Annotated in this window: 19 protein-coding genes; 6 read left to right on the plus strand and 13 right to left on the minus strand. The window is 72.0% G+C overall.

The window, feature by feature from the left end; translation table 11 throughout:
* Positions 1-132: 132 nt before the first annotated feature.
* The 3 genes from ACTHMF_RS07850 to ACTHMF_RS07860 are packed head-to-tail and all read left to right on the plus strand — an operon-like array spanning position 133 to position 3631.
* A complete protein-coding gene (locus ACTHMF_RS07850; protein ID WP_440317025.1) occupies positions 133-1740 on the plus strand; it encodes a SulP family inorganic anion transporter in 1608 nt (535 codons plus the stop codon).
* Positions 1733-2953, plus strand: coding sequence for an AI-2E family transporter (locus ACTHMF_RS07855; protein WP_314148631.1), 1221 nt, complete (start codon positions 1733-1735; stop codon positions 2951-2953). Before ACTHMF_RS07850 ends, ACTHMF_RS07855 begins: the two co-directional genes overlap by 8 nt.
* 6 nt (positions 2954-2959) lie before the next feature.
* Positions 2960-3631, plus strand: a complete 672-nt coding sequence (locus ACTHMF_RS07860) for a GAP family protein (RefSeq protein WP_440316985.1) — start codon at positions 2960-2962, stop codon at positions 3629-3631.
* A 9-nt stretch (positions 3632-3640) separates the two neighbouring features.
* On the opposite strand, the gene ACTHMF_RS07865 is transcribed toward ACTHMF_RS07860, so the two are convergent.
* From ACTHMF_RS07865 to ACTHMF_RS07895, 7 genes are all read right to left on the minus strand, one after another.
* Positions 3641-3970, minus strand: a complete 330-nt coding sequence (locus tag ACTHMF_RS07865; RefSeq protein ID WP_440316986.1) for a DUF5615 family PIN-like protein — start codon at positions 3968-3970, stop codon at positions 3641-3643.
* A 3-nt stretch (positions 3971-3973) separates the two neighbouring features.
* Positions 3974-4198, minus strand: coding sequence for a DUF433 domain-containing protein (locus ACTHMF_RS07870; protein WP_314148634.1), 225 nt, complete (start codon positions 4196-4198; stop codon positions 3974-3976).
* Between the two features lie 194 nt (positions 4199-4392).
* Positions 4393-4980 carry a hypothetical protein gene (locus ACTHMF_RS07875; protein ID WP_440316987.1) on the minus strand — a complete coding sequence of 196 codons (588 nt, stop codon included), beginning with the start codon at positions 4978-4980 and terminating at the stop codon, positions 4393-4395.
* Positions 4977-6062, minus strand: coding sequence for an ATP-binding protein (locus tag ACTHMF_RS07880; protein ID WP_440316988.1), 1086 nt, complete (start codon positions 6060-6062; stop codon positions 4977-4979). The genes ACTHMF_RS07875 and ACTHMF_RS07880 overlap by 4 nt, the downstream gene beginning before the upstream one ends.
* Positions 6059-7876, minus strand: coding sequence for a glycoside hydrolase family 15 protein (locus ACTHMF_RS07885; RefSeq protein WP_440316989.1), 1818 nt, complete (start codon positions 7874-7876; stop codon positions 6059-6061). Before ACTHMF_RS07885 ends, ACTHMF_RS07880 begins: the two co-directional genes overlap by 4 nt.
* Positions 7873-9468 carry an MFS transporter gene (locus ACTHMF_RS07890; protein WP_314148638.1) on the minus strand — a complete coding sequence of 532 codons (1596 nt, stop codon included), beginning with the start codon at positions 9466-9468 and terminating at the stop codon, positions 7873-7875. Before ACTHMF_RS07890 ends, ACTHMF_RS07885 begins: the two co-directional genes overlap by 4 nt.
* Before the next feature lie 90 nt (positions 9469-9558).
* Positions 9559-9900, minus strand: a complete 342-nt coding sequence (locus ACTHMF_RS07895; RefSeq protein WP_314148639.1) for a hypothetical protein — start codon at positions 9898-9900, stop codon at positions 9559-9561.
* A gap of 62 nt (positions 9901-9962) precedes the next feature.
* On the opposite strand from ACTHMF_RS07895, the gene ACTHMF_RS07900 reads away from it, so the two are divergent.
* Entirely contained in the window at positions 9963-11324 is a 1362-nt protein-coding gene (locus tag ACTHMF_RS07900) for a DUF2252 domain-containing protein (protein WP_440316990.1), read from the plus strand.
* Between the two features lie 12 nt (positions 11325-11336).
* Here the strand turns inward: ACTHMF_RS07900 and ACTHMF_RS07905 are convergent, their stop codons facing one another.
* The 4 genes from ACTHMF_RS07905 to ACTHMF_RS07920 form a co-directional block, all read right to left on the minus strand.
* Complete coding sequence (locus ACTHMF_RS07905; RefSeq protein ID WP_440316991.1) at positions 11337-12716, minus strand: FAD-binding oxidoreductase; 1380 nt, start codon at positions 12714-12716, stop codon at positions 11337-11339.
* Positions 12717-12918: 202 nt separating this feature from the next.
* Positions 12919-13617 carry an NYN domain-containing protein gene (locus ACTHMF_RS07910; RefSeq protein WP_440316992.1) on the minus strand — a complete coding sequence of 233 codons (699 nt, stop codon included), beginning with the start codon at positions 13615-13617 and terminating at the stop codon, positions 12919-12921.
* Positions 13618-13743: 126 nt separating this feature from the next.
* Positions 13744-14532, minus strand: a complete 789-nt coding sequence (locus ACTHMF_RS07915; RefSeq protein WP_440316993.1) for an alpha/beta fold hydrolase — start codon at positions 14530-14532, stop codon at positions 13744-13746.
* Entirely contained in the window at positions 14529-15146 is a 618-nt protein-coding gene (locus tag ACTHMF_RS07920) for a helix-turn-helix domain-containing protein (RefSeq protein ID WP_440316994.1), read from the minus strand. Before ACTHMF_RS07920 ends, ACTHMF_RS07915 begins: the two co-directional genes overlap by 4 nt.
* Before the next feature lie 67 nt (positions 15147-15213).
* On the opposite strand from ACTHMF_RS07920, the gene ACTHMF_RS07925 reads away from it, so the two are divergent.
* Both ACTHMF_RS07925 and ACTHMF_RS07930 read left to right on the plus strand, forming a co-directional pair.
* On the plus strand, positions 15214-16119 hold the full coding sequence (locus ACTHMF_RS07925) for an NAD(P)/FAD-dependent oxidoreductase (RefSeq protein WP_440316995.1): 906 nt from the start codon (positions 15214-15216) through the stop codon (positions 16117-16119).
* Positions 16120-16128: 9 nt separating this feature from the next.
* Positions 16129-16599, plus strand: coding sequence for a GNAT family N-acetyltransferase (locus tag ACTHMF_RS07930; protein WP_440316996.1), 471 nt, complete (start codon positions 16129-16131; stop codon positions 16597-16599).
* A 5-nt stretch (positions 16600-16604) separates the two neighbouring features.
* Here the strand turns inward: ACTHMF_RS07930 and ACTHMF_RS07935 are convergent, their stop codons facing one another.
* Both ACTHMF_RS07935 and ACTHMF_RS07940 read right to left on the minus strand, forming a co-directional pair.
* Positions 16605-17405 (minus strand): ABC transporter ATP-binding protein, encoded by an 801-nt coding sequence (locus ACTHMF_RS07935; protein WP_440316997.1) that lies wholly within the window; start codon positions 17403-17405, stop codon positions 16605-16607.
* A gap of 7 nt (positions 17406-17412) precedes the next feature.
* On the minus strand, positions 17413-18078 hold the full coding sequence (locus tag ACTHMF_RS07940; RefSeq protein ID WP_440316998.1) for a FadR/GntR family transcriptional regulator: 666 nt from the start codon (positions 18076-18078) through the stop codon (positions 17413-17415).
* Positions 18079-18168: the final 90 nt, after the last annotated feature.

The raw sequence follows: 18168 nt of genomic DNA on the forward strand, positions 1-18168 counted from the left end.
CACGGGGGGGGGCGGGGCACCGCGGGCCCCGCCCCGCCCGCGGGGGCGCGGGCGCCCCCGGGCACCCGGGCCCCGCGACCTTCCCGTCTCCGCCCGCTGGCCGGGCTCACCCCGCGGAACGCCGTCCGCGAGATCCTCGCCGGGATCACGCTGCTCGCCATCGCCATCCCGCTCAACATCGGGTACGCGCAGATCGCCGGGCTCCCGGCGACCGCCGGGCTGTACGCGCTCGTCGTCCCCGCCGTGCTCTACGCGCTGACCGTGTCCTCGCGGCAGCTGGTCGCCTCGCCCGACGCCGCCGCGGCCGCGCTGGTCGCCTCGTCGCTCGGCGGCCTCGCGGTCGCCGGGCACCAGGACTACATCACCCTCGCGCTCGCGCAGGCCCTCATCGGCGGCGTGCTGTTCCTCGCCTGCTCGTTCTTCAAGCTGGGCTTCCTGGCGAACTTCCTCTCCAAGCCGATCCTGGTCGGCTTCGTCGGCGGGCTCGCGCTCGACATCCTGGTCTCGCAGGCCGCGAAGATGCTCGGCGTGAAGATCGACTCCGGTGGCGAGTTCGTGGAGAAGCTGACCGGGCTGGTCACCGGGCTGCCCGGGGTCAACATCTGGTCGGTGCTGATCGCAGCGGGGGCGCTGGTCGTGCTGCTCGTCGGCCGCCGGATTGCCGCGGCCGTGCCGTGGGCGCTGATCGTGCTGATCATCGGGACGATCGTCGTCGTGCTCGGCGATGCCGAGAAGGCGGGCGTCTCGGTCCTCGGACCGGTGGACGCGGGGCCGCCGACGCTCACCTGGCCCGTGATCGAGTGGGGCCAGTGGGCGGCCCTCATCCCGTCCGCCATCGCGCTGACCGTCGTGACGATGGGCGAGGGACTGCTCGTCTCCCGCTCGTACGGCGAGAAGCGCGGCTACCCGACTCGCCCCAACCGCGACCTCTTCGCCTTCGGCGTCGCGAACCTGGGAGCAGGCATCTCCGGCGGCTTCACCGTCGGATCGTCGACCTCGCGGACCGCGGCGATGGACCAGGCCGGATCGCGCACCCAGCTGCCGACACTCATCACCGCGCTCGGGACGCTCCTCCTGCTGATCTTCGGCACCGCGCTCCTTGAGCACATCCCCTCCCCCGCGATCGGCGCGATCGTCGCCGTCGCCGTCGTCCCGCTGCTGGGCATCCCCGACTTCGTCCGGCTCTGGCGCCTGGACCGCTTCGAGTTCGTCATCGGCGCCGTCTGCTTCCTCGGCGCGCTGCTGATCGGCCCGATCGCCGGCATCGTGATCGCGTTCGTGCTCGCGGTGATCAACGTCACGCGCCGGGCGGCCAACCCGCCGATCGACACCCTCGCCGCCGACGGCGACCCCGACCACTCCCTGCTGGAGGCCGCGCCTGTCGGGTCGCCGACCGTGCCGGGCGTCGTGGTCGTCCGGCTCGCCGCTCCCCTCTTCTTCGCCAACTCCACGTCCTTCGAGCAGGCCGTCGAGCGCGCCGCCCGTGAGGCCGGCGCGCGCCACGTCGTGCTCGACATGGAAGCGGTGACCGACGTCGACGTCACCGGCGCCGAGTCATGGGAGGCCGTGCAGGCCTCGCTCACCGGTCGCGGGACGGACCTCGCGCTCAGCCGCGTGCGTCCCGGCATCCGCGACCGGCTCCAGCACCTCGGGCTGATGGACGGGGTGCGCGTCTTCGACACGAACAGGGAGGCCATCATGGCGCTCCGCACCGACGCCGCGGAGGAACACCGTGGCTGAGACGAGCTGGTGGCCCTTCCACCGTCGCCCCAAGGCTCCCGAGGCGCCACCGCCGGAGGGACCGGACCCCGACCAGCAGGCCGCAGAAGCGTCCGGCCGCGCGGTGCGCATCCTGCTCGGGCTGGCCGCCGGCGTTGTGGTCGCGGTCGGGATGCACGCGATCGGGAACATCCTCGCCCCGTCGCTGCTCGCCCTGGTGCTCACTATCTGCGCGCAGCCGGTGCGGGTCTGGCTCACCCGGCACGGGACGCCGACCGGGATCGCGACCGGCGCCGTCGCGCTCACGACGTTCGCGCTGCTCGCCGCGTTCGCAGGCCTGATGATCGTCGCGCTCGCCCAGTTCGTGGGGATGCTGCCGCAGTACAAGGACCAGCTCGACCAGTTCGGTTCCGACGTCGCCACGTGGCTGCAGAGCATCGGCGTCAGCCAGCAGGAGGTCCAGTCCGTCGCCGCCGGCTTCGACCCGACCAAGCTGGTGAACTTCTTCACCGGTCTGCTGGGCGGCGCGTTCGGGTTCGTCGCCTTCGGGGTGATCGTGCTGACCATGCTGATCCTGATGCCGGCCGACGCCGCGTACACCCCGACGCTGCTGCGGCAGCTGAAGCCGACGAAGCCCAACCTCGTCTACGCGATGGGCGGCTTCGCGCACAGCGTCCGGCGCTACATGGTGGTCACCACCCTGCTCGGCATCGCGCAGGGCGTCATCAACGGCCTCGCACTGCTGGCGCTCGGCGTCCCCGCGGCGCTGTTGTGGGCGATCCTCGCGTTCCTGTGCTCGTTCATCCCGAACGTCGGCTACTTCATCGCCATCGTCCCTCCGCTCGTCTTCGGCTACCTGACCGGCGGCTGGGGCACCGTGGTCGCGATCATCGTCGTGTACGGGATCATCAACGCCGTCGTGCAGTCGATCGTCCAGCCGAAGGTGGTCGGCAACGCGGTCTCCCTCAGCCAGACGCTCACCTTCTTCTCCGTGCTGTTCTGGGCCGTCGTGCTCGGCCCGATCGGCGCCATCCTCGCGGTGCCGCTGACCCTGCTGGTGCGGGCGGTGCTCGTGGACTCCGACCCGCGCGCACGGGTCTGGCGCGCGGCGATCGGCGACCTGGGCGAGACACGCGAGCTGATGAAGGAGGAGTCGGCGGCCGCGAAGGCGCAGCGCCGCGAGCTCAAGGCCGGCCACCACCCCGGCCCGACGACCGGAGAGGACACGAGGTAGACGTTCATGGGAAGCGCGATCGGCGACACCCTGCCCCTGGCCCTCGGCATCGCGATCAGCCCGGTGCCGATCATCGCGGCGATCCTGATGCTGCTCTCGCCGAAGGCGCGCGGCACCAGCGTGGGCTTCCTGCTCGGCTGGGTGGTGGGCATCGTGGTGGCCGTCGTGGTCTTCACGCTGCTCTCCGGGCTGCTGCCCGAGAACGACCCGGACGCCTCCAAGCCGATCGCGGGGACGGTCAAGATCGTGCTCGGCGCCCTCCTGCTGCTGCTCGCGCTGCGGCAGTGGCGCTCGCGGCCGCGGCAGGGCGAGCCCGAGAAGCTGCCGAAGTGGATGGACGCGATCGACTCGATGACCGCCGGCCGCGGCTTCGTGCTGGCGTTCATCCTCGCCGCGATCAACCCCAAGAACCTGCTGCTGGCCGCCGGCGCCGGCGTCGCGATCGGGACGGCCGGCCGGTCGGTCGGAGCGGCGACCCTGGTGATCGTGGTCTTCGTCGTGATCGCGGCCAGCTCGGTCGCGATCCCGGTGATCGGCTACCTGCTCGCCGCCGACCGGATGCGCGGACCGCTGGATTCGCTGCGCGGCTGGCTGGTGCACAACAACGCGGCGGTCATGGCGGTGCTGCTCCTGGTGATCGGGGTCGTCCTCATCGGCAAGGGGATCGCGAGCTTCTGAGGCCGGCGATTAGCGGAGCTCGATGAGCTTCTGACCGCTTTCCACCACGGTCACGATCTCGGCGATCAGCGGCTCGAACCACGAGAGCAGGGCGGCGCGACGCGTATTACCGATGCGAACCCAGACGACCGCGGCCGGTTCGCCGCCCAGAGCGAACAGCAGCGAGAAGTCCTCATCCTTTGTGACGATGACGGCATCGTTCTCCCGCGCGAACTCCCACAGGGAGCGATCGGGGGCATCGCCCGGCCCGATGTCGTTGACATGGTCGGCCTGGTGTCCGTGCGCCCGCAGCAGCGACGCCAGCGCCGGAGGCAGCTGGGCATCGACGAGGAACCGCACGGGTCAGGATGCGATCAGGATCGTGTGGTCCACCTGCGCTGCGGCGTACTCCAGGCAGGCGGTGACGTCCTCGCCGCTCAGGTACGGGTAGTCCTCGAGGATCTCGGCCTCATCGGCGCCCGCGGCGAGCAGCGCGAGCACATCGCTCACCCGCATGCGTGTGCCGCGGATCACGGGCCGGCCGTGGACGACCTCGGGGTCGATCACGATCCTGTCGAGGTGGGACATACCGCGATGATACCGGCACCCGTCGTCTTCCGTCAGGAGCGCCGCCTCGTTGCCGCCGCCGCGCCGCCAGTGGCTCGGCTACGTAGGCGCCGTACATGTGGCGCAGATGCCGGTCGCGGCGGCCTTCCGACCGACACTCGGCGCAAATGTCGTCCACGGCAGACTGGTCGCCCGACGGGAGAGGGTGGCGCAGCTCAGTGCTGCAGCGACGTCTTCAGCACGATCACGACGACGCCGAAGAGGCCGGTGACGACCGCGCTGGTCAGGCAGACCAGGACCGGGCGCCCCCGCACCAGGAACACGAGATACCCGAGCAGCGCCAGCATCAGGACCATCAGCCAGAGCGAGAGCAGCACCCCCAGGTCTGCCGGCAGCACGTGCAGCGCCGCCAGCAGGAGCGGGATGCTCGGGATGATCGCGGCCTCCAGCATCCCGCTCGACTCGCGCAGGGCGTGCCGGAACGAGTCGCGCAGCCGGTCGCCGATCCGGTCCGCGTCGCCGTGGAAGCCGAGCGCCGTCGAGTAGACGTGCGCGACCCAGAAGACGACGATGCTGACGACGCTGAACACCAGCACCTGCACCGCGGACGCGTGACCCTGATTGCCGATCGAGGAGGCGGCGACGACGCTCGCATAGACGATCGTCCCGTAGATGGCCGCCGGCGTCCCCCAGTGCCGCCAGAGCGCGCGGTGCAGCCGGACGTCACCGCCCTCGCCGGACGGCGACTGGTTCAGGTCGAAACCGTCGTCCTGGCCGCGCTCCGCCTCCCCGCCTGCCGTCACGCCATCGCCTCCACGGACAGGTCGCTGCCGCCTTCCACGGTGAGCCGCCTGCCGACGCGCACCAGCTGCGGCTCGTCCGAGAACGCCCCGGCGAAGAGCGCCTCGCCCTTGCGGAACGACGGCGACTGCTCAAGGAGGTGCTGCGGGACGAAGCCGAACACGTTCGCGATCTCGCCAAGGTCGCGCGGCGAATTCATCCGCATCAGGCCCAGGTTGTCGCACTGTGAGAGCACGTTCGGGTGGATCTTGGTCGGCCGCTGCGTCGACAGGAACAGCCACAGCCCGAACTTGCGGCCTTCTGCGGCGATCTGGATGATCTGCTCGGTCAGCTGGGCCTCCACGCTGTTCCGCGGCGACGGCGGGCAGAAGTTGTGGGCCTCGTCGATCACGATGAGGATCGGGTTGCGGTCCATCCTCCGCTCCCACAGGTGCTCGAGGACGCACAGCGCCGCGGCCTGCGGTTCGGCGGGATGCGCGAAGCCGCCGACGTCGAGCACGGTCACCCGCGACCGTTCGTCGATCGTGTCGACCGCGGACTCTCCGCCGAACGCCCACAGCGGCCAGTCCAGGATCTCCAGGTTGTCGATGCGCAGGCCGAGCCGCCGCTGCGCCGGGTCGTCCGAGGTCAGCAGACGCTCGAGGAACCGGCCGCGCTCGTAGTGCTCCGGGCTCTTGTCCAGGTGCAGCAGGGCGTTGTACTCCTCCTCGTCCGCGATCGGGTCCAGCCGGCCGATGGCGGCCTGCGACCGCACGCTCAGGTCGACGAACCGGGCGTGCAGCTGCGGCTCCTCGCGGGTGCTGGAGTGGAAGACCCGGATGTCGATCCGGCCGAACCGCTCGCGCAGCTCCGGCTCCACCTCGTCCCGCAGCCGGTGCAGCCGGGCGAAGTCCGCGTTCGGGTCCAGCACGGCGACGGGGAGGATCGTCTCCAGCAGCAGCTGCTCCAGGACGACGCCGAGCGCGTAGGTCTTGCCCGACCCGCTCTGACCGCACCAGAACGTGTGCCGGTTGAACCGCGAGCCGTCGATGACCGCCGGGCGGTCGGGGGCGTCGGCGCTGGTGCCGATGGTGAGGGGGATCATCGTGCTCCTCGGGTGGTGAGGGCCGCGTCCAGGGCGATCGCGGCGCGGATCAGGGCGAGGTGGGTGAACGCCTGCGGGAAGTTGCCGAGCTGCAGGCCGCTCTGGTCGATCTCCTCGGCGTACAGGCCGAGGTGGTTGCCGTAGGTGAGCATCTTCTCGAACGCGTACTGCGCCTCGTCCAGCCGGCCGGCGTCGGTGAGCGCGCACACGTAGAAGAACGAGCACAGCGAGAAGGTTCCCTCCGAGCCGGCGAGCCCATCCGGGGACGCGGACGGGTTGTAGCGGTAGACGAGGCTGTCGGCGACGAGCTCCTCGCCGATGGCGTCGAGCGTGGACAGCCACATCGGGTCGTCGGGCGAGATCATCCCCACCAGCGGCATCAGCAGGGTGATCGCGTCGACGACGTCCGTGCCGGGATGCTGTGTGAACGCCTTCCGCTCCGGGTTCCAGCAGCGCGTGAAGACCTGCTCGTAGATGGCGTCACGCGCGGCGATCCAGCGCTCCAGCGGTGCCGGCCTGCCGCGCTTCTGCGCGAGCTTGATGGCGCGGTCGAAGGCGACCCAGCACATGATCCTGCCGTAGGTGAAGTCCTTGCGTCCACCGCGGGTCTCCCAGACCCCCTCGTCCGGCTGGTCCCAGTTGTCGGCGAGCCAGTCCAGGATGCCGACGAGCTTGATCCAGCCGGGGTGCCCGATCGGGCGGAAGCCGTCCGCGATGGAGAGCGCGTCGATCGCCTCTCCGTAGATGTCCAGCTGCAGCTGGTCGGCGGCGCCGTTGCCGATGCGCACCGGCTGCGACCCGGCGTAGCCCTCGAAGTCGTCCAGCGTCAGCTCCTGAAGGTCGGAGGAGCCGTCGATGCGGTACATGATCTTCAGCGGGCCGGAGGCCTCCCCCGCCTGCTCGGCGACGCGGTCGGAGATCCACAGCGCGAACCCGATCGCCTCCTCCTCGTAGCCGAGGGCGAGCAGCGAGTACACCGAGAACGAGGCGTCGCGCACCCAGGTGTAGCGGTAGTCCCAGTTCCGCTCGCCGCCGAGCTGCTCGGGGAGCGCCGCGGTCGGCGCCGCCACGAGCGCGCCGGTCGGCGCGTACTGCAGGAGCTTGAGGACCATCGCCGAGCGCTCGACGGCCTCCCGCCAGCGGCCGGAGTACCCGCTGCGGGACAGCCAGTCGCGCCAGAACGCCACCGTCTCGCGGAATCGGCGGTTCCCACGGCTGCGGGCGAAGTCGCGCGGCTCACCGCGCGCCTCGGTCTCGAAGCCGAACAGCCGCAGTCCGCCCTCCTCCAGGGTGAACTCGGTGTCGACGTCGATGCCGTCGAGCGCGTCCGGCTCGACGCCGTGCAGGGCGGCGCTGGTCGTCCCGTCGTCGAACCGCACCCCCCGCTCGGACGCGGTCGCGGTGTGCTCGCTGCGGCCGTAGTCGAAGCGCGGCCGGCACTCCAGCCGGAAGGTGAGCGTCCCGCGCACGACGCGCACGGCGCGCACGATCAGGCGGTTCGGCGTCGCGACGGTCGGCTCATCGGCGACCGGCATGAAATCGATGACCTCGCCGACGCCCTCCGACGACATGAACCGCGTGATCAGCACGGCGGTCTGCGGGAAGTACATCTGCTTCACCCGCACGCCGTCGCCGAGCGCGTGGATGCGGAAGTAGCCGCCCTTCTCCCGATCCAGCAGCGCGGCGAACAGCGACGGCGAGTCGAACCGCGGAGCGCAGAACCAGTCGATCGAGCCGTCCGTGCTCACGAGCGCGACCGATTGCAGGTCGCCGATGATGCCGTGCTCGGCGATGTCGGGGAAAGGAATGGTCACGTCGCCGCCTCCTTTTCCGATTCGGTCTCCGGCACGCTCGCCGGCAGATGGCGTGAGAAGAACAGCGCGGCGCACGAGATGAGCGCGAGCGCCGCGAACGAAAGCCGCAGCGCCTCCAGCTGCGACTGGCTGTACAGCGCGGCGAGCTCCTCGCCCTGGGAGGAGGACAAGCCCTGCTCCTGCGCGATGTCGGCGACGCCGGAGACCGGGACGACCCCGACCCCGTGCTGCGTCTCCTGCTGCACCTGCGTCTGCACGTCCTGCGGGAGATCGCTCGCGGCCACGTTGCCCGCGAAGGCGGTGGAGAGCGCAGCGATCATGACGGAGCCGACCAGCGCGGTCCCGAGCGACGAGCCGAGGTTCTGGAACACGCCCTGGACGCCGCCCGCCTCGCTCAGCTGCTCCGGCCCGACCGCCGACATCGTCACGTTGCCGAGCTGCGACGCCAGCAGTCCGAGCGCGGCCCCGGCGAGGAACATGCCCACCCCGAAGACGAACGTATCCAGCTGCGGGTCCACCGATCCCAGCAGGATCAGGCTCGCACCGACGAGGGTGAGCTGGCCGATGCGCGCGATCCGCTTCGCCGACACCCTCCTGGCGAGGATCGTCCCGAGGATCGAGAACAGCACGAGCGCGACCGAGAGCGGGAAGATGCGCAGCCCGGTCGTCAGCGCGTTCAGGCCGAGAGTCAGCTGCAGGTAGATCGGGACGACGAAGAACAGGCCGGCGGTCACGGTGTACTGCAGTCCCAGGCTGCCGACTCCGGCGCGCAGCTGCCTCAGGCCCAGGATGCGGGTGTCGAGCAGCGGCGCCCGACCCTTCTCGAGCAGCCGGCGCTGCCGGAGGAAGAAGAGCCAGAGCACCACGGCCCCGCCCGCGACCATGAACGGCACCGGGGACAGGCCGAGGATCGACGTGTCGGTGGTCGGCAGGATCCAGCCCCAGACCTTGGTCTGCAGCATGCCCCACACGATCAGCACCAGCCCGACGGCCGACAGCGCGACCGACAGCAGGTCGATCCTGACCGGGACCCGCGCCCCGGAGTCGTGCACCAGCCGGTTGAACAGCAGCACGACGGCCATCACGACGACCTCGCCGGCGAAGACGTAGCGCCAGCTCGCATACGTGGTCAGGAAACCGCCGATCAGCGGGCCCGCGGCGACGGCGACGCCCGATGCCGCGCCGATGACGGCGAACGCGGTGACGCGCGCGTGCCCCTTGTAGTTGTCGGCGATGAGCGCCGCGATAGCGGGGATCACGAGCACGGCGCCGAGTCCCTCCACCACCGACCAGCCGATGAACAGCACCGCGATGTTCGGGCTGATCGCCGTGGTCCCGGAGCCGACGGCGTACACGATCGAGCCGATGACGAGGGCCCTGCGCCTGCCCCAGACGTCGCCGAGCTTCGCGCCGAGCAGCATGAAGGCGGCCATCGTGAGCGTGTAGAAGGTGATGGTCGTCTGCATCGCGGCGATCGTCGTGTTCAGGTCGGAGACCACGGTCGAGATCGAGACGTTCATGACGGTGCTGTCCAGCACCATGACGAACTGCGCGGCACCGAGGACGGTCACCGCACCCCACCGCTGAGCCATCGCGCCGCCTTCCACCCCACCAGCCGGATGCCGACTAGCCGGATGCTAGCGCCGGGCCTTCGCGCCGCACTAGCCCCGTCCCCCGGGCGGCTACGGAAGCGGTCGCAGGGTGTCCGGCATCGGGAAGGGCAGGGTGAAGTAGACCTGCGGGATGCCGACGGCGCCGAAGTCGTCCTTCTTCGCCACGATGCGCGTCGGAGAGACCTCAGCCAGCCGCACGCGCAGCAGACTGCCGTCGTCCAGGCGCAGCTCGAACATCCCGGCGAGGTAGCCGATCCCGGTCTCCTCCAGCAGCTCCTCCGCCGCCAGCCAGTCGAGGGGGCCGCTCAGGTCGCGGCCGAGCAGGTCGACGGGGACGAACTTCTCGCCCTCCTGCCGCATCCAGCCCAGGCGTTCGCCGTCGCCGCGGCGGTGCTCGATCCAGTCCTCCATCGGCCTCTACCCTAGCCGCCGGGGCGGGAGCTACCATGAGCGCGCTGCGCAGGAGGTGGGACATGACGACGATCGCGACCCCGCTCACGGAGGCCGAGCTCTACGAGGCGGGACGGGCCGCCAGGGCCGACGTGCCGCGCTCGGCCCAGGCCGAGTACACGCCCTCCCCCGACCGCGACCCGCTCGGCATCCTGCGCACGCAGCACGAGTCCCGGCTGCCGTGGCTCGTCCAGCTGCGCATCGAGCGGATGAGCGCCGACCCGTTCGCCTTCTACCGCGGCACCGCCGCGATCCAGTCCGCCGACCTGCACGACGGCGTCGACTCGGGAGCCGAGGTCATCATCTGCGGCGACGCGCACCTCGCCAACTTCGGCGTCTACCGCTCCCCCGAGCGCGCGATGGTCTTCGACATCAACGACTTCGACGAGGCGTTCATCGGCCCGTGGGAGTGGGACGTGAAGCGCCTGCTCGCCAGCGTCGTCCTGGCCGGCCGGTCGCTCGGGATGGACGACCCGCAGCTGCGCCCGATCGTGCTGTCCGCGTCGGCGATGTACCGCAACGCCCTGCGCACCGCGCTGCGGCTGCCGCTCTACGGCCGCTACTTCACGCCGACGGACATGAACAACCGTCAGGTGCTCTCCCCGGACTCGGAGCGGATGGTCAAGCGCACGCTCAAGCAGTCGGAGAAGCGCACGAGCGAGCGCGTCGCCGCGCGGACGCTGGAGGAGGGCGGCGACGGCACGATGCGGTTCGTGGAGCGGCCACCGGTGCTCACCCGGCTGGAGCCGGAGATCCGCACGCTCATCGACGGTGTGTTCGCGGCGTACCGCGCGAGCGTGCCGCCGAACCTCGCGCTGATGCTGTCGCAGTACACCGTGCTGGACGTGGCGCGCCGCGTCGTCGGGGTCGGCAGCGTCGGCACCCGGTGCTTCATCATCGCGCTCGGCGACCCGACGGGGGACGTTCTGATCCTGCAGCTGAAGGAGGCGGGCGCCTCCGTCGTGCAGCAGTTCGGGCAGGTCTCCCCCGTCTTCGGCTACCTCGACCCGGTGCTGTTCGACCAGCACCAGGGCTATCGGGTGGTCGGCTGCCAGCGGATCCTGCAGGCGGTCTCCGACCCGTTCCTCGGCTACCTGAACGTGGAGGACTACGGCTTCTACATGCGCATCTTCCGCAACCGCAACGCGTCGTTCGAGATCTCGGAGATGAACGCGACGCAGTTCACCGACTACGCGCAGGCGTGCGCGATCGTGCTCGCCAGGGCGCACGCGCGCTCGCCGAAGGCGGCGTTCGCCGCCGGGTACATGGGGACCGGCGGCGCGTTCGTCCGCGCGGCGGCGCAGTGGGCGCACGCGTACGCCGACCAGGCGGAGCAGGACTACGAGCTCTTCGTGGACGCGGCCCGGCAGGGCTACTTCGCCTGATCGGCGCCCCGCTCAGCTCAGCGGGTGCGCGGTGCGGATGACGCCCTTCGGGTCGTAGGCCGCCTTCACCGCGCGCAGCCGATCGAGCGCGTCGGCCGGCCAGAGCCGGGCTGCGGGGACGGAGGTCTCGCGGAAGTTGGCGTAGTCGCGCTCCGCCGCCCACGGCGCGAGCGCCTCCCTGACCGCGTCGACCGCGGCCGAGACGGCGGGGGCGAGCGCGGGGTCCGGCACGATGCCGACCGCGTAGACGAGGAACCGGCCGGGCAGGTGGTCGACCGCCCCGCCGCCCGGCGCCGGCCGGCCGGCTGCGCCGCCGAGGTTGCGCAGATCGACCGCGAGCAGCGGCGTCTGAGCGTCGGGCCCTGCCACCGCCAGCAGCCGCTCGATCGCGTCCTCCGGCAGGTCGTCCAGGATCGTCCCGTCGCCGATCGCCGGCACCGGGGTCGGCGGGTCCATGTTGATGACGCCGAGCGCGGACGCGGGCATGGTCGCGAACGTGTCCAGCTCCGGGCCGAGGGCGCGCAACCCGGCGAGCAGCTCCGCCGCCTCGGCTTCCGGGAGGTCGATCGCGCCGTTGACGCCGACGAAGGCGCGGCCGCGCAGCGGCTCGGGGACGTCGGGCAGCGGCGGCACCCGCAGCAGCCGGACGCACGTCGTCGCGGCCTCGGTCAGCCCGCGCGTCCAGTGCTCGTACGCGCGCACGACCTCGCCGGCGCGCTCCAGCGGGAACAGCAGCATCCCCGCGTAGATCGTCGCCAGCGGCAGCACGCGCATGGTGATCGCGGTCACGATGGCCGTGTTCCCGCCGCCGCCGCGGAGCGCCCAGAACAGCTCCGCGTCGTCCTCCGCGGTCACGTGACGCTGCGCACCGTCCGCGGTCACCACATCGAGCGCGATCACCGACGTGCAGCCGAGGCCGTGCTCGCGGGCGAGCCAGCTGTAGCCGCCGCCGAGCAGATAGCCGGAGATGCCGACGTCGGGCGACGAGCCGGCGAGGGCCGCGAGCCCGTGCGGGGCGAGCGCGGACGTGACGTCGGCCCACACGCAGCCGGCGCCGGCGCGCACGACGCGGGCGTCCGCGTCCACCTCGACGCCCCGCAGCGCGGACGTGTTCACGAGGACACTGCCGGCGAGATCGCCGAGCGGCGCCGCCAGGTGGCCGGTTCCCTGCGGGACGACGGTGCGCCCGGTCTCGCCCGCGAAGGCGAGCGCGGCGGCCACATCGGCGGGGCCGGCCGGCACGACGACGACATCGGGATGCTGGTCGAAGGCCAGGTTCCAGGCCCGGCGGACGGTGTCCCACTCGGGGTCGGACGGGGTGACGACGGAGCCGGCGACGCGACCGGCGAGGTCTCGGAAGGCATCCGAGACGTCGGTCTCGGTGAGAGACATAGTGGTGCTCCTGTTCGGGTTTCGGGTTCTCTGGTGTGCGTCGCCGCGGCACCCCACGGCGACGGCACCAAGGATGCTCCTGCCCGGTCGGCTCGCACCACCCCCCAATCGACACGCATCCGATCTCGATCCGGCCCGTGTGATATATTGGCAGGACAACCCCCGGTGCATCGCCGCCGGGTCTAGGGCCTCTTCGGAGGCCCTATTTTCTTGGGTCGCCGTCGCGGGAGTCCCTGATCGCCGCACGGTCGAGGTCCGGCAGCCACTGCGCGGGTCGGAAGAGGGGCGTCCGGCCGGACATGACCGGATTCGGCAGCTGACTCGCCGCAAGCTTGCCCGCACTGATCCAGACCACGCGCTCGTGCCCGCATGTCATGAGATCCCGGCTCTCGAATCCGTGTGGGAAGATCAGGAAGACGCGCTTCCCCAGCTCGGACGCGACGATCCGAACGGGTGCCTCCAGGTCGGAGTCGTTGCTGACAACGACGAAGACGTCCGCCTCGCGCCTGAACGCGTCCCGCACTAGGTAGGTCGCCAGGTTGACGTCGGACCCCTTCTCCTCCGGGCGCCACACGTCGACCAGCGCCGACTCGCCCGGGGCCGGACGCCGGCGGCGGTACCGGCTCGCGCGCACTTCGAAATGACCGCGATGGATGTGCAGCCTGTCGAGAGTCGCCAGCGCCCGCAGGTAGACCTGCTGCCGCTTGACGATCCCGGGATCGTCCGGGCTTGCCTTGCCTTTCAGATCTGCCGTGAAGTAGCGGACGAGTCGGACCTCGTACGACGGGAACACGGTGTCGAACAGGGCGACGAGGTCCAGCCAGCGATGGTCACCGCCACGGAGCAGCCCGTTGTAGAGGTTGAAACCATCAACATAGACGTTCATCGACGGCCGCTGCACCGCGCCAGTGTAGCCGCGCGCTCGGCGGCGGGCCTGCCGTCCCGGCAGGATTCCGTGTCCCGTAGCCGACGGACCCGTGGGAACGGACGCCGGCGACCGCATCCGACGCGCCGGCGCAACCTCCCCTCAGTGCCGCTGCCCCTCCGGGAGCAGGAAGTCGCGGACCGCATCCACGACGGTGGGGGTGTCCAGGTGCAGGCCGTGGCGGGCGTCCAGCTCCAGCAGGTGGGCGTGCGGGATGGCGTCCGCGAGCCGGCGGGCGTGCGCGATCGGCGTGAGCGCGTCGCGCTCGCCGTGGATGACGAGGGTGTCGGCGCGGATCCGGGCGAGGGCGTCCGTGGCGTCGTGGTCGCGGCTGGCGGCGAAGTGGCCGCGCAGCGCCGGGCGGGAGGCGACGCGGTGGAAGAAGCCGTCGACCGCGGCGGGATGCGCGGCCGCCCAGGCGTCGTCGAAGAACAGCGGGAGCATCCTGGCGCGGTCGCCGCTGAGCAGGTCGGCGATCGCGGCCGGGTCCCTGCGCTGCGCCGGTCCTCCCGCCCTGTCGGTCGCGGTCGTCGCGATCAGCACCAGTCTGCGCACGCGCCCCGGGTCGTCCGCCGCGAGCCACTGGGCGACTCTGCCGCCCATCGAGTGCCCGACCACGTGCGCCGCCGCGACGCCCGCCGCGTCGAGCACCGCCACCGCGTCCGCGGCGAACGCGCGCGTCGAGTAGCGCGCCGCATCGCCCTCGCCGCTCGCGCCGATGCCGCGGTGGTCGAAGACGATCACGCGGAAGTCGCGGGCCAGCGCGTCGGCGAACGGCCCCCAGCCGTGCATCCCGGTCGCCTGCCCGGCGATGAGCAGGAGCGGGACGCCGCTGCCGTGCTCCTCGAACGCGATCCGCTCGCCGTCGTCGGCCGTCGCGAACGCGATCACGCGCGGTCCCCGTCGCCCGGGCGGGACGGCCGCGCGCGCAGGTGCACGCGCTCGCCCTGCTTGCCGAACAGGCTGAGGAACTCCACGGCGTCCCGGCCCGCGCGCTCGAACCAGTGCGGAACGCGGGTGTCGAACTCGGCCGCCTCGCCGGGACCGAGCTCGATGTCGTGCTCGCCGAGCACCAGGCGCAGCCGGCCGTTCAGGACGTAGAGCCACTCGTAGCCTTCGTGCGTCTTCGGGTCCGGGACACCGGGCGCGGGGCTGCCGCCGGGGATCACCGTCTTGTAGGCCTGGATGCCGCCCGGCCGACGCGTGAGCGGCACGACGGTGCGATCGCCGTGCCGCACCGGCCGCAGGTGCACCCGCGGGTCGCCGGTCTGCGGCGCGTCGACCAGCTCGTCCAGGGTCACGCCGTGGGCCCGCGCCAGCGGGAGCAGCAGTTCGAGCGTCGGCCGGCGCGTCCCCGATTCGAGACGCGACAGGGTGCTGACCGAGATGCCGGTGCTCGCCGCCAGGTCCGCGAGGGTCAGGTCGCTGCGGGTGCGCAGGGCCCGCAGCCGTTCGCCCACCGCGTCGAGCGTGCGGTCGGGTCCGGGGCCGGTGTCATCGATCATGGTCGCCATTTTGCCACTCTGGCAACAGAACTTGCCAATTCCGACATCTCCGCCGCAGCCTGGATGCATGGACGACTTCGATGTGATCGTGATCGGCGGCGGCGCGGCCGGACTCAGCGCCGGGCTGATGCTCGCGCGGGCCAGGGTGGCCGTACTCGTGGTGGACGCGGGGGCACCGCGCAACGCGCCGGCCGGCGAGGTGCACGGCCTGTTCGGCCGCGACGGCACGCCGCCGGCCGAGCTGCTCGCCCGCGGGCGGGACGAGGTGCGCGGATACGGCGGCACCGTCCTGGACGGCACCGTGACGGACGCGCGCGCCGCCGGCGACGGGTTCGTGGTCACCGTGGACGGCGGCAGGCGGATCGGCGCGCGCCGACTGATCGTCGCCACCGGCCTCGTCGACGATCTCCCGGACCTCCCCGGCCTGCGCGAGCGCTGGGGTTCCGAGGTCGTGCACTGCCCGTTCTGCCACGGCTGGGAGGTGCGGGACACCGCGATCGGCGTCCTCGCGCTGAGCGAGCGGGCCCTGCACCAGGCGCTGCTGTTCCACCAGTGGAGCCCGGACGTGACGGTGTTCGCCAACGGGCAGCCCGGCCTCGCCGAGCAGGCGGTGGAGCGCGGCATCCCCGTCGTCGAGGGGGCGGTCGAGGCGGTCGAGCTGCGGGACGGGCGCGTCGCGGGCCTGCGGGTGGCGGGGACGGTCCACCCCGTCGAGACGGTCGTGATCGGTCCGCGTTCGCGCATCGACGCGCCGTTCCTGGCCGGTCTCGGCCTCGCGGCGGCCGAGCACCCGGCGGGGATCGGCGAGCACCTGCCCGCCGACGCCCAGGGCCGCACGGCCGTCCCCGGCGTCTGGGCGGCGGGCAACGTCACCGATCCGTCCGCCCAGGTGGGGATGGCCGCGGCCTCCGCCGCGCTGGTCGCGGCACAGCTGGCGATGGAGTTCGCGCTCGAGAAGGTGCCCCGGCGCTAGCATGCGGGCATGCTGGTTCGACTCCGCGCGGTCAGGGACGACGACGCCGACGCGATCTTCGAGATGATGCGCGACCGGGAGTCGATCCGGCTGGCCGCGTTCACCGTCGCCGATCCCGACGATCGCGCTGCGTTCGACGAGCGCCTGCACCGGATGCGCACCTCGCCGTCGATAGCGGTGCGCGCCGTGGAGGCGGACGGCGTCTTCGCCGGCACAGTCGGCGCGTTCACGCTGGGCGGCGAGCGCGAGGTGACCTACTGGATCCGCCGCGAGCTCTGGGGCAACGGCATCGCGACCGCCGCGCTCCGGCTGCTGGTCGCGTCGGAGCAAGAGCGGCCGCTGCACGCCAGGGTCGCCGCGGCGAACGTCGGCTCGCTCCGCGTTCTCGAACGCGCCGGCTTCGCCCGGGCGGGCAGCGAGGCCTCGTTCGCCGCCGGCACCGGCCGGGAGGTCGAGGAGCTGCTGCTGCAGCTGGGCTGAGGCCGCTACCCGCCGACCCGCTCGCGCACGGCACGGGCGCTCCAGCGGCCGTCCGCGCGCTCCACCCGGATCGGATGCTCGAAGGCGCGAGTGACGTTCTCCGTGGTGATCGCGTCCGCGATCGGCCCGACGGCGACGATGCGGCCGTGCGAGATGAGCAGCGCGTGCGTCGTGGTCTCCGGCAGCTCCTCCAGGTGGTGCGTCACGAGCACGGAGGCGAGCTCCGGCGCGCTGTGCGAGAGGTCGTCGATCGTCTCCAGCAGCTGCTCGCGCGCGGCGACGTCGAGTCCGGTGGTCGGCTCGTCGAGCAGCAGCAGCCGGGGGTCGGAGATCAGCGCCCTGGCGATCAGGCTGCGACCCCGCTCCCCCTGCGAGAGCGTCGGCCAGCGCGACTCCCGGTGGTCGTCGAGCCCGACCGTGTGGATGAGCTCGCGCGCGCGGGCGAGCTCGGCGGCGGTCGGCTCCCAGCGCATCGGCCGCTCCAGCGTCCCGGTGATGCCGGTGAGGACGACGTCCGTCACCGACAGCGGCGAGCGCACCGGGTGCCGCGGGTTCACGTGGCCGATGTGCCGCCGCAGCTCCTGCAGCTCCACCCGGCCGAGCCGCCGGCCGAGCACGTCCACCGTCCCGCTGGTCGGGAAGGTCAGCGCGCCGCAGAAGCCGAGCACCGTGCTCTTGCCCGCGCCGTTCGGGCCGAGAAGCGCCCAGTGCTCGCCGGCGCGGACGGTCAGGTCGATCCCGTCGAGGATCCGTGTGCCGTCGCGGCGGAAGGTGACGTCGCGGAGTTCGAGGACTGTGTCGGTCATGGCTCTCCTAGGCGAGTCTGGTCTTCAGGGAGGCGAGGTGGCCGCGGCTCTGCCGGGCGGCGGCCTCCGGGTCCTGGCGGGCGATGGCGTCGACGAGCGCGGCGTGCGCGTCCTGGTCGGCCGCGGCGTCAGGCGCCGGGCGCAGGCGCAGCAGCTGCACCATCGCCTCGCGGGAGCGCGGCACGAACCCGTCGAACAGCTCGCTCAGGATGTCGTTGTGCGCCGCGGCGACGACCGCGCGGTGGAAGGCGGTGTCGGCGTCGACGTGCGCCTCGATCGTCGCGGCCGGGACGGCCCTGGCCTGCAGCGCCCTGCGCAGCGCGCGCAGCTCGGTCGGCGTCCGGCGCTCGGCAGCGAGGGCGGCCGCCTCCGACTCGATCGCGGTGCGCGCCTCGATCACGGAGACGATGCCCGCCCTGCGGAGCACAGCGTCCCAGTCCTCCGGCACGTCGAGCGCCGTGACGAAGACGCCTGCCCCCTGGCGCGACTGGAGGACGCCGCGGCCGGCGAGCTGGCGGATAGCCTCGCGCACGGTCGACCGGCCGACGCCGAGCTGCGGCGCCAGGGTGGTCTCGCCGGGCAGGCGCTCGCCGAGCGTCCACTCGCCGGCGCGGATGCGCGCGAGCAGCGCGTCTGCCGCCTGGTCGGCGAGCGGGGAGCGGAGGACGGTCACGCGCCCATCCTAGCGCGGCCCCTCGCTTGCACTTGTCTACTTGTCTGAGGAGTGCTACGGTCGCTGCATGCACATCGGACGCCTCCTCCT

The organism is Leifsonia sp., assembly GCF_051955155.1.
In the GTDB taxonomy this organism is placed as follows: Bacteria; Actinomycetota; Actinomycetes; order Actinomycetales; family Microbacteriaceae; genus Leifsonia.

What these genes read in the sequence shown, in the direction of transcription:
- ACTHMF_RS07860 (WP_440316985.1), top strand. Translation starts at nt 2,960, where the DNA reads ATGGGAAGCGCGATCGGCGACACCCTGCCCCTGGCCCTCGGCATCGCG.
- ACTHMF_RS07870 (WP_314148634.1), bottom strand. Translation starts at nt 4,198, where the DNA reads ATGTCCCACCTCGACAGGATCGTGATCGACCCCGAGGTCGTCCACGGC.
- ACTHMF_RS07880 (WP_440316988.1), bottom strand. Translation starts at nt 6,062, where the DNA reads ATGATCCCCCTCACCATCGGCACCAGCGCCGACGCCCCCGACCGCCCG.
- ACTHMF_RS07890 (WP_314148638.1), bottom strand. Translation starts at nt 9,468, where the DNA reads ATGGCTCAGCGGTGGGGTGCGGTGACCGTCCTCGGTGCCGCGCAGTTC.
- ACTHMF_RS07895 (WP_314148639.1), bottom strand. Translation starts at nt 9,900, where the DNA reads ATGGAGGACTGGATCGAGCACCGCCGCGGCGACGGCGAACGCCTGGGC.
- ACTHMF_RS07900 (WP_440316990.1), top strand. Translation starts at nt 9,963, where the DNA reads ATGACGACGATCGCGACCCCGCTCACGGAGGCCGAGCTCTACGAGGCG.
- ACTHMF_RS07905 (WP_440316991.1), bottom strand. Translation starts at nt 12,716, where the DNA reads ATGTCTCTCACCGAGACCGACGTCTCGGATGCCTTCCGAGACCTCGCC.
- ACTHMF_RS07920 (WP_440316994.1), bottom strand. Translation starts at nt 15,146, where the DNA reads ATGATCGATGACACCGGCCCCGGACCCGACCGCACGCTCGACGCGGTG.
- ACTHMF_RS07925 (WP_440316995.1), top strand. Translation starts at nt 15,214, where the DNA reads ATGGACGACTTCGATGTGATCGTGATCGGCGGCGGCGCGGCCGGACTC.
- ACTHMF_RS07930 (WP_440316996.1), top strand. Translation starts at nt 16,129, where the DNA reads ATGCTGGTTCGACTCCGCGCGGTCAGGGACGACGACGCCGACGCGATC.
- ACTHMF_RS07935 (WP_440316997.1), bottom strand. Translation starts at nt 17,405, where the DNA reads ATGACCGACACAGTCCTCGAACTCCGCGACGTCACCTTCCGCCGCGAC.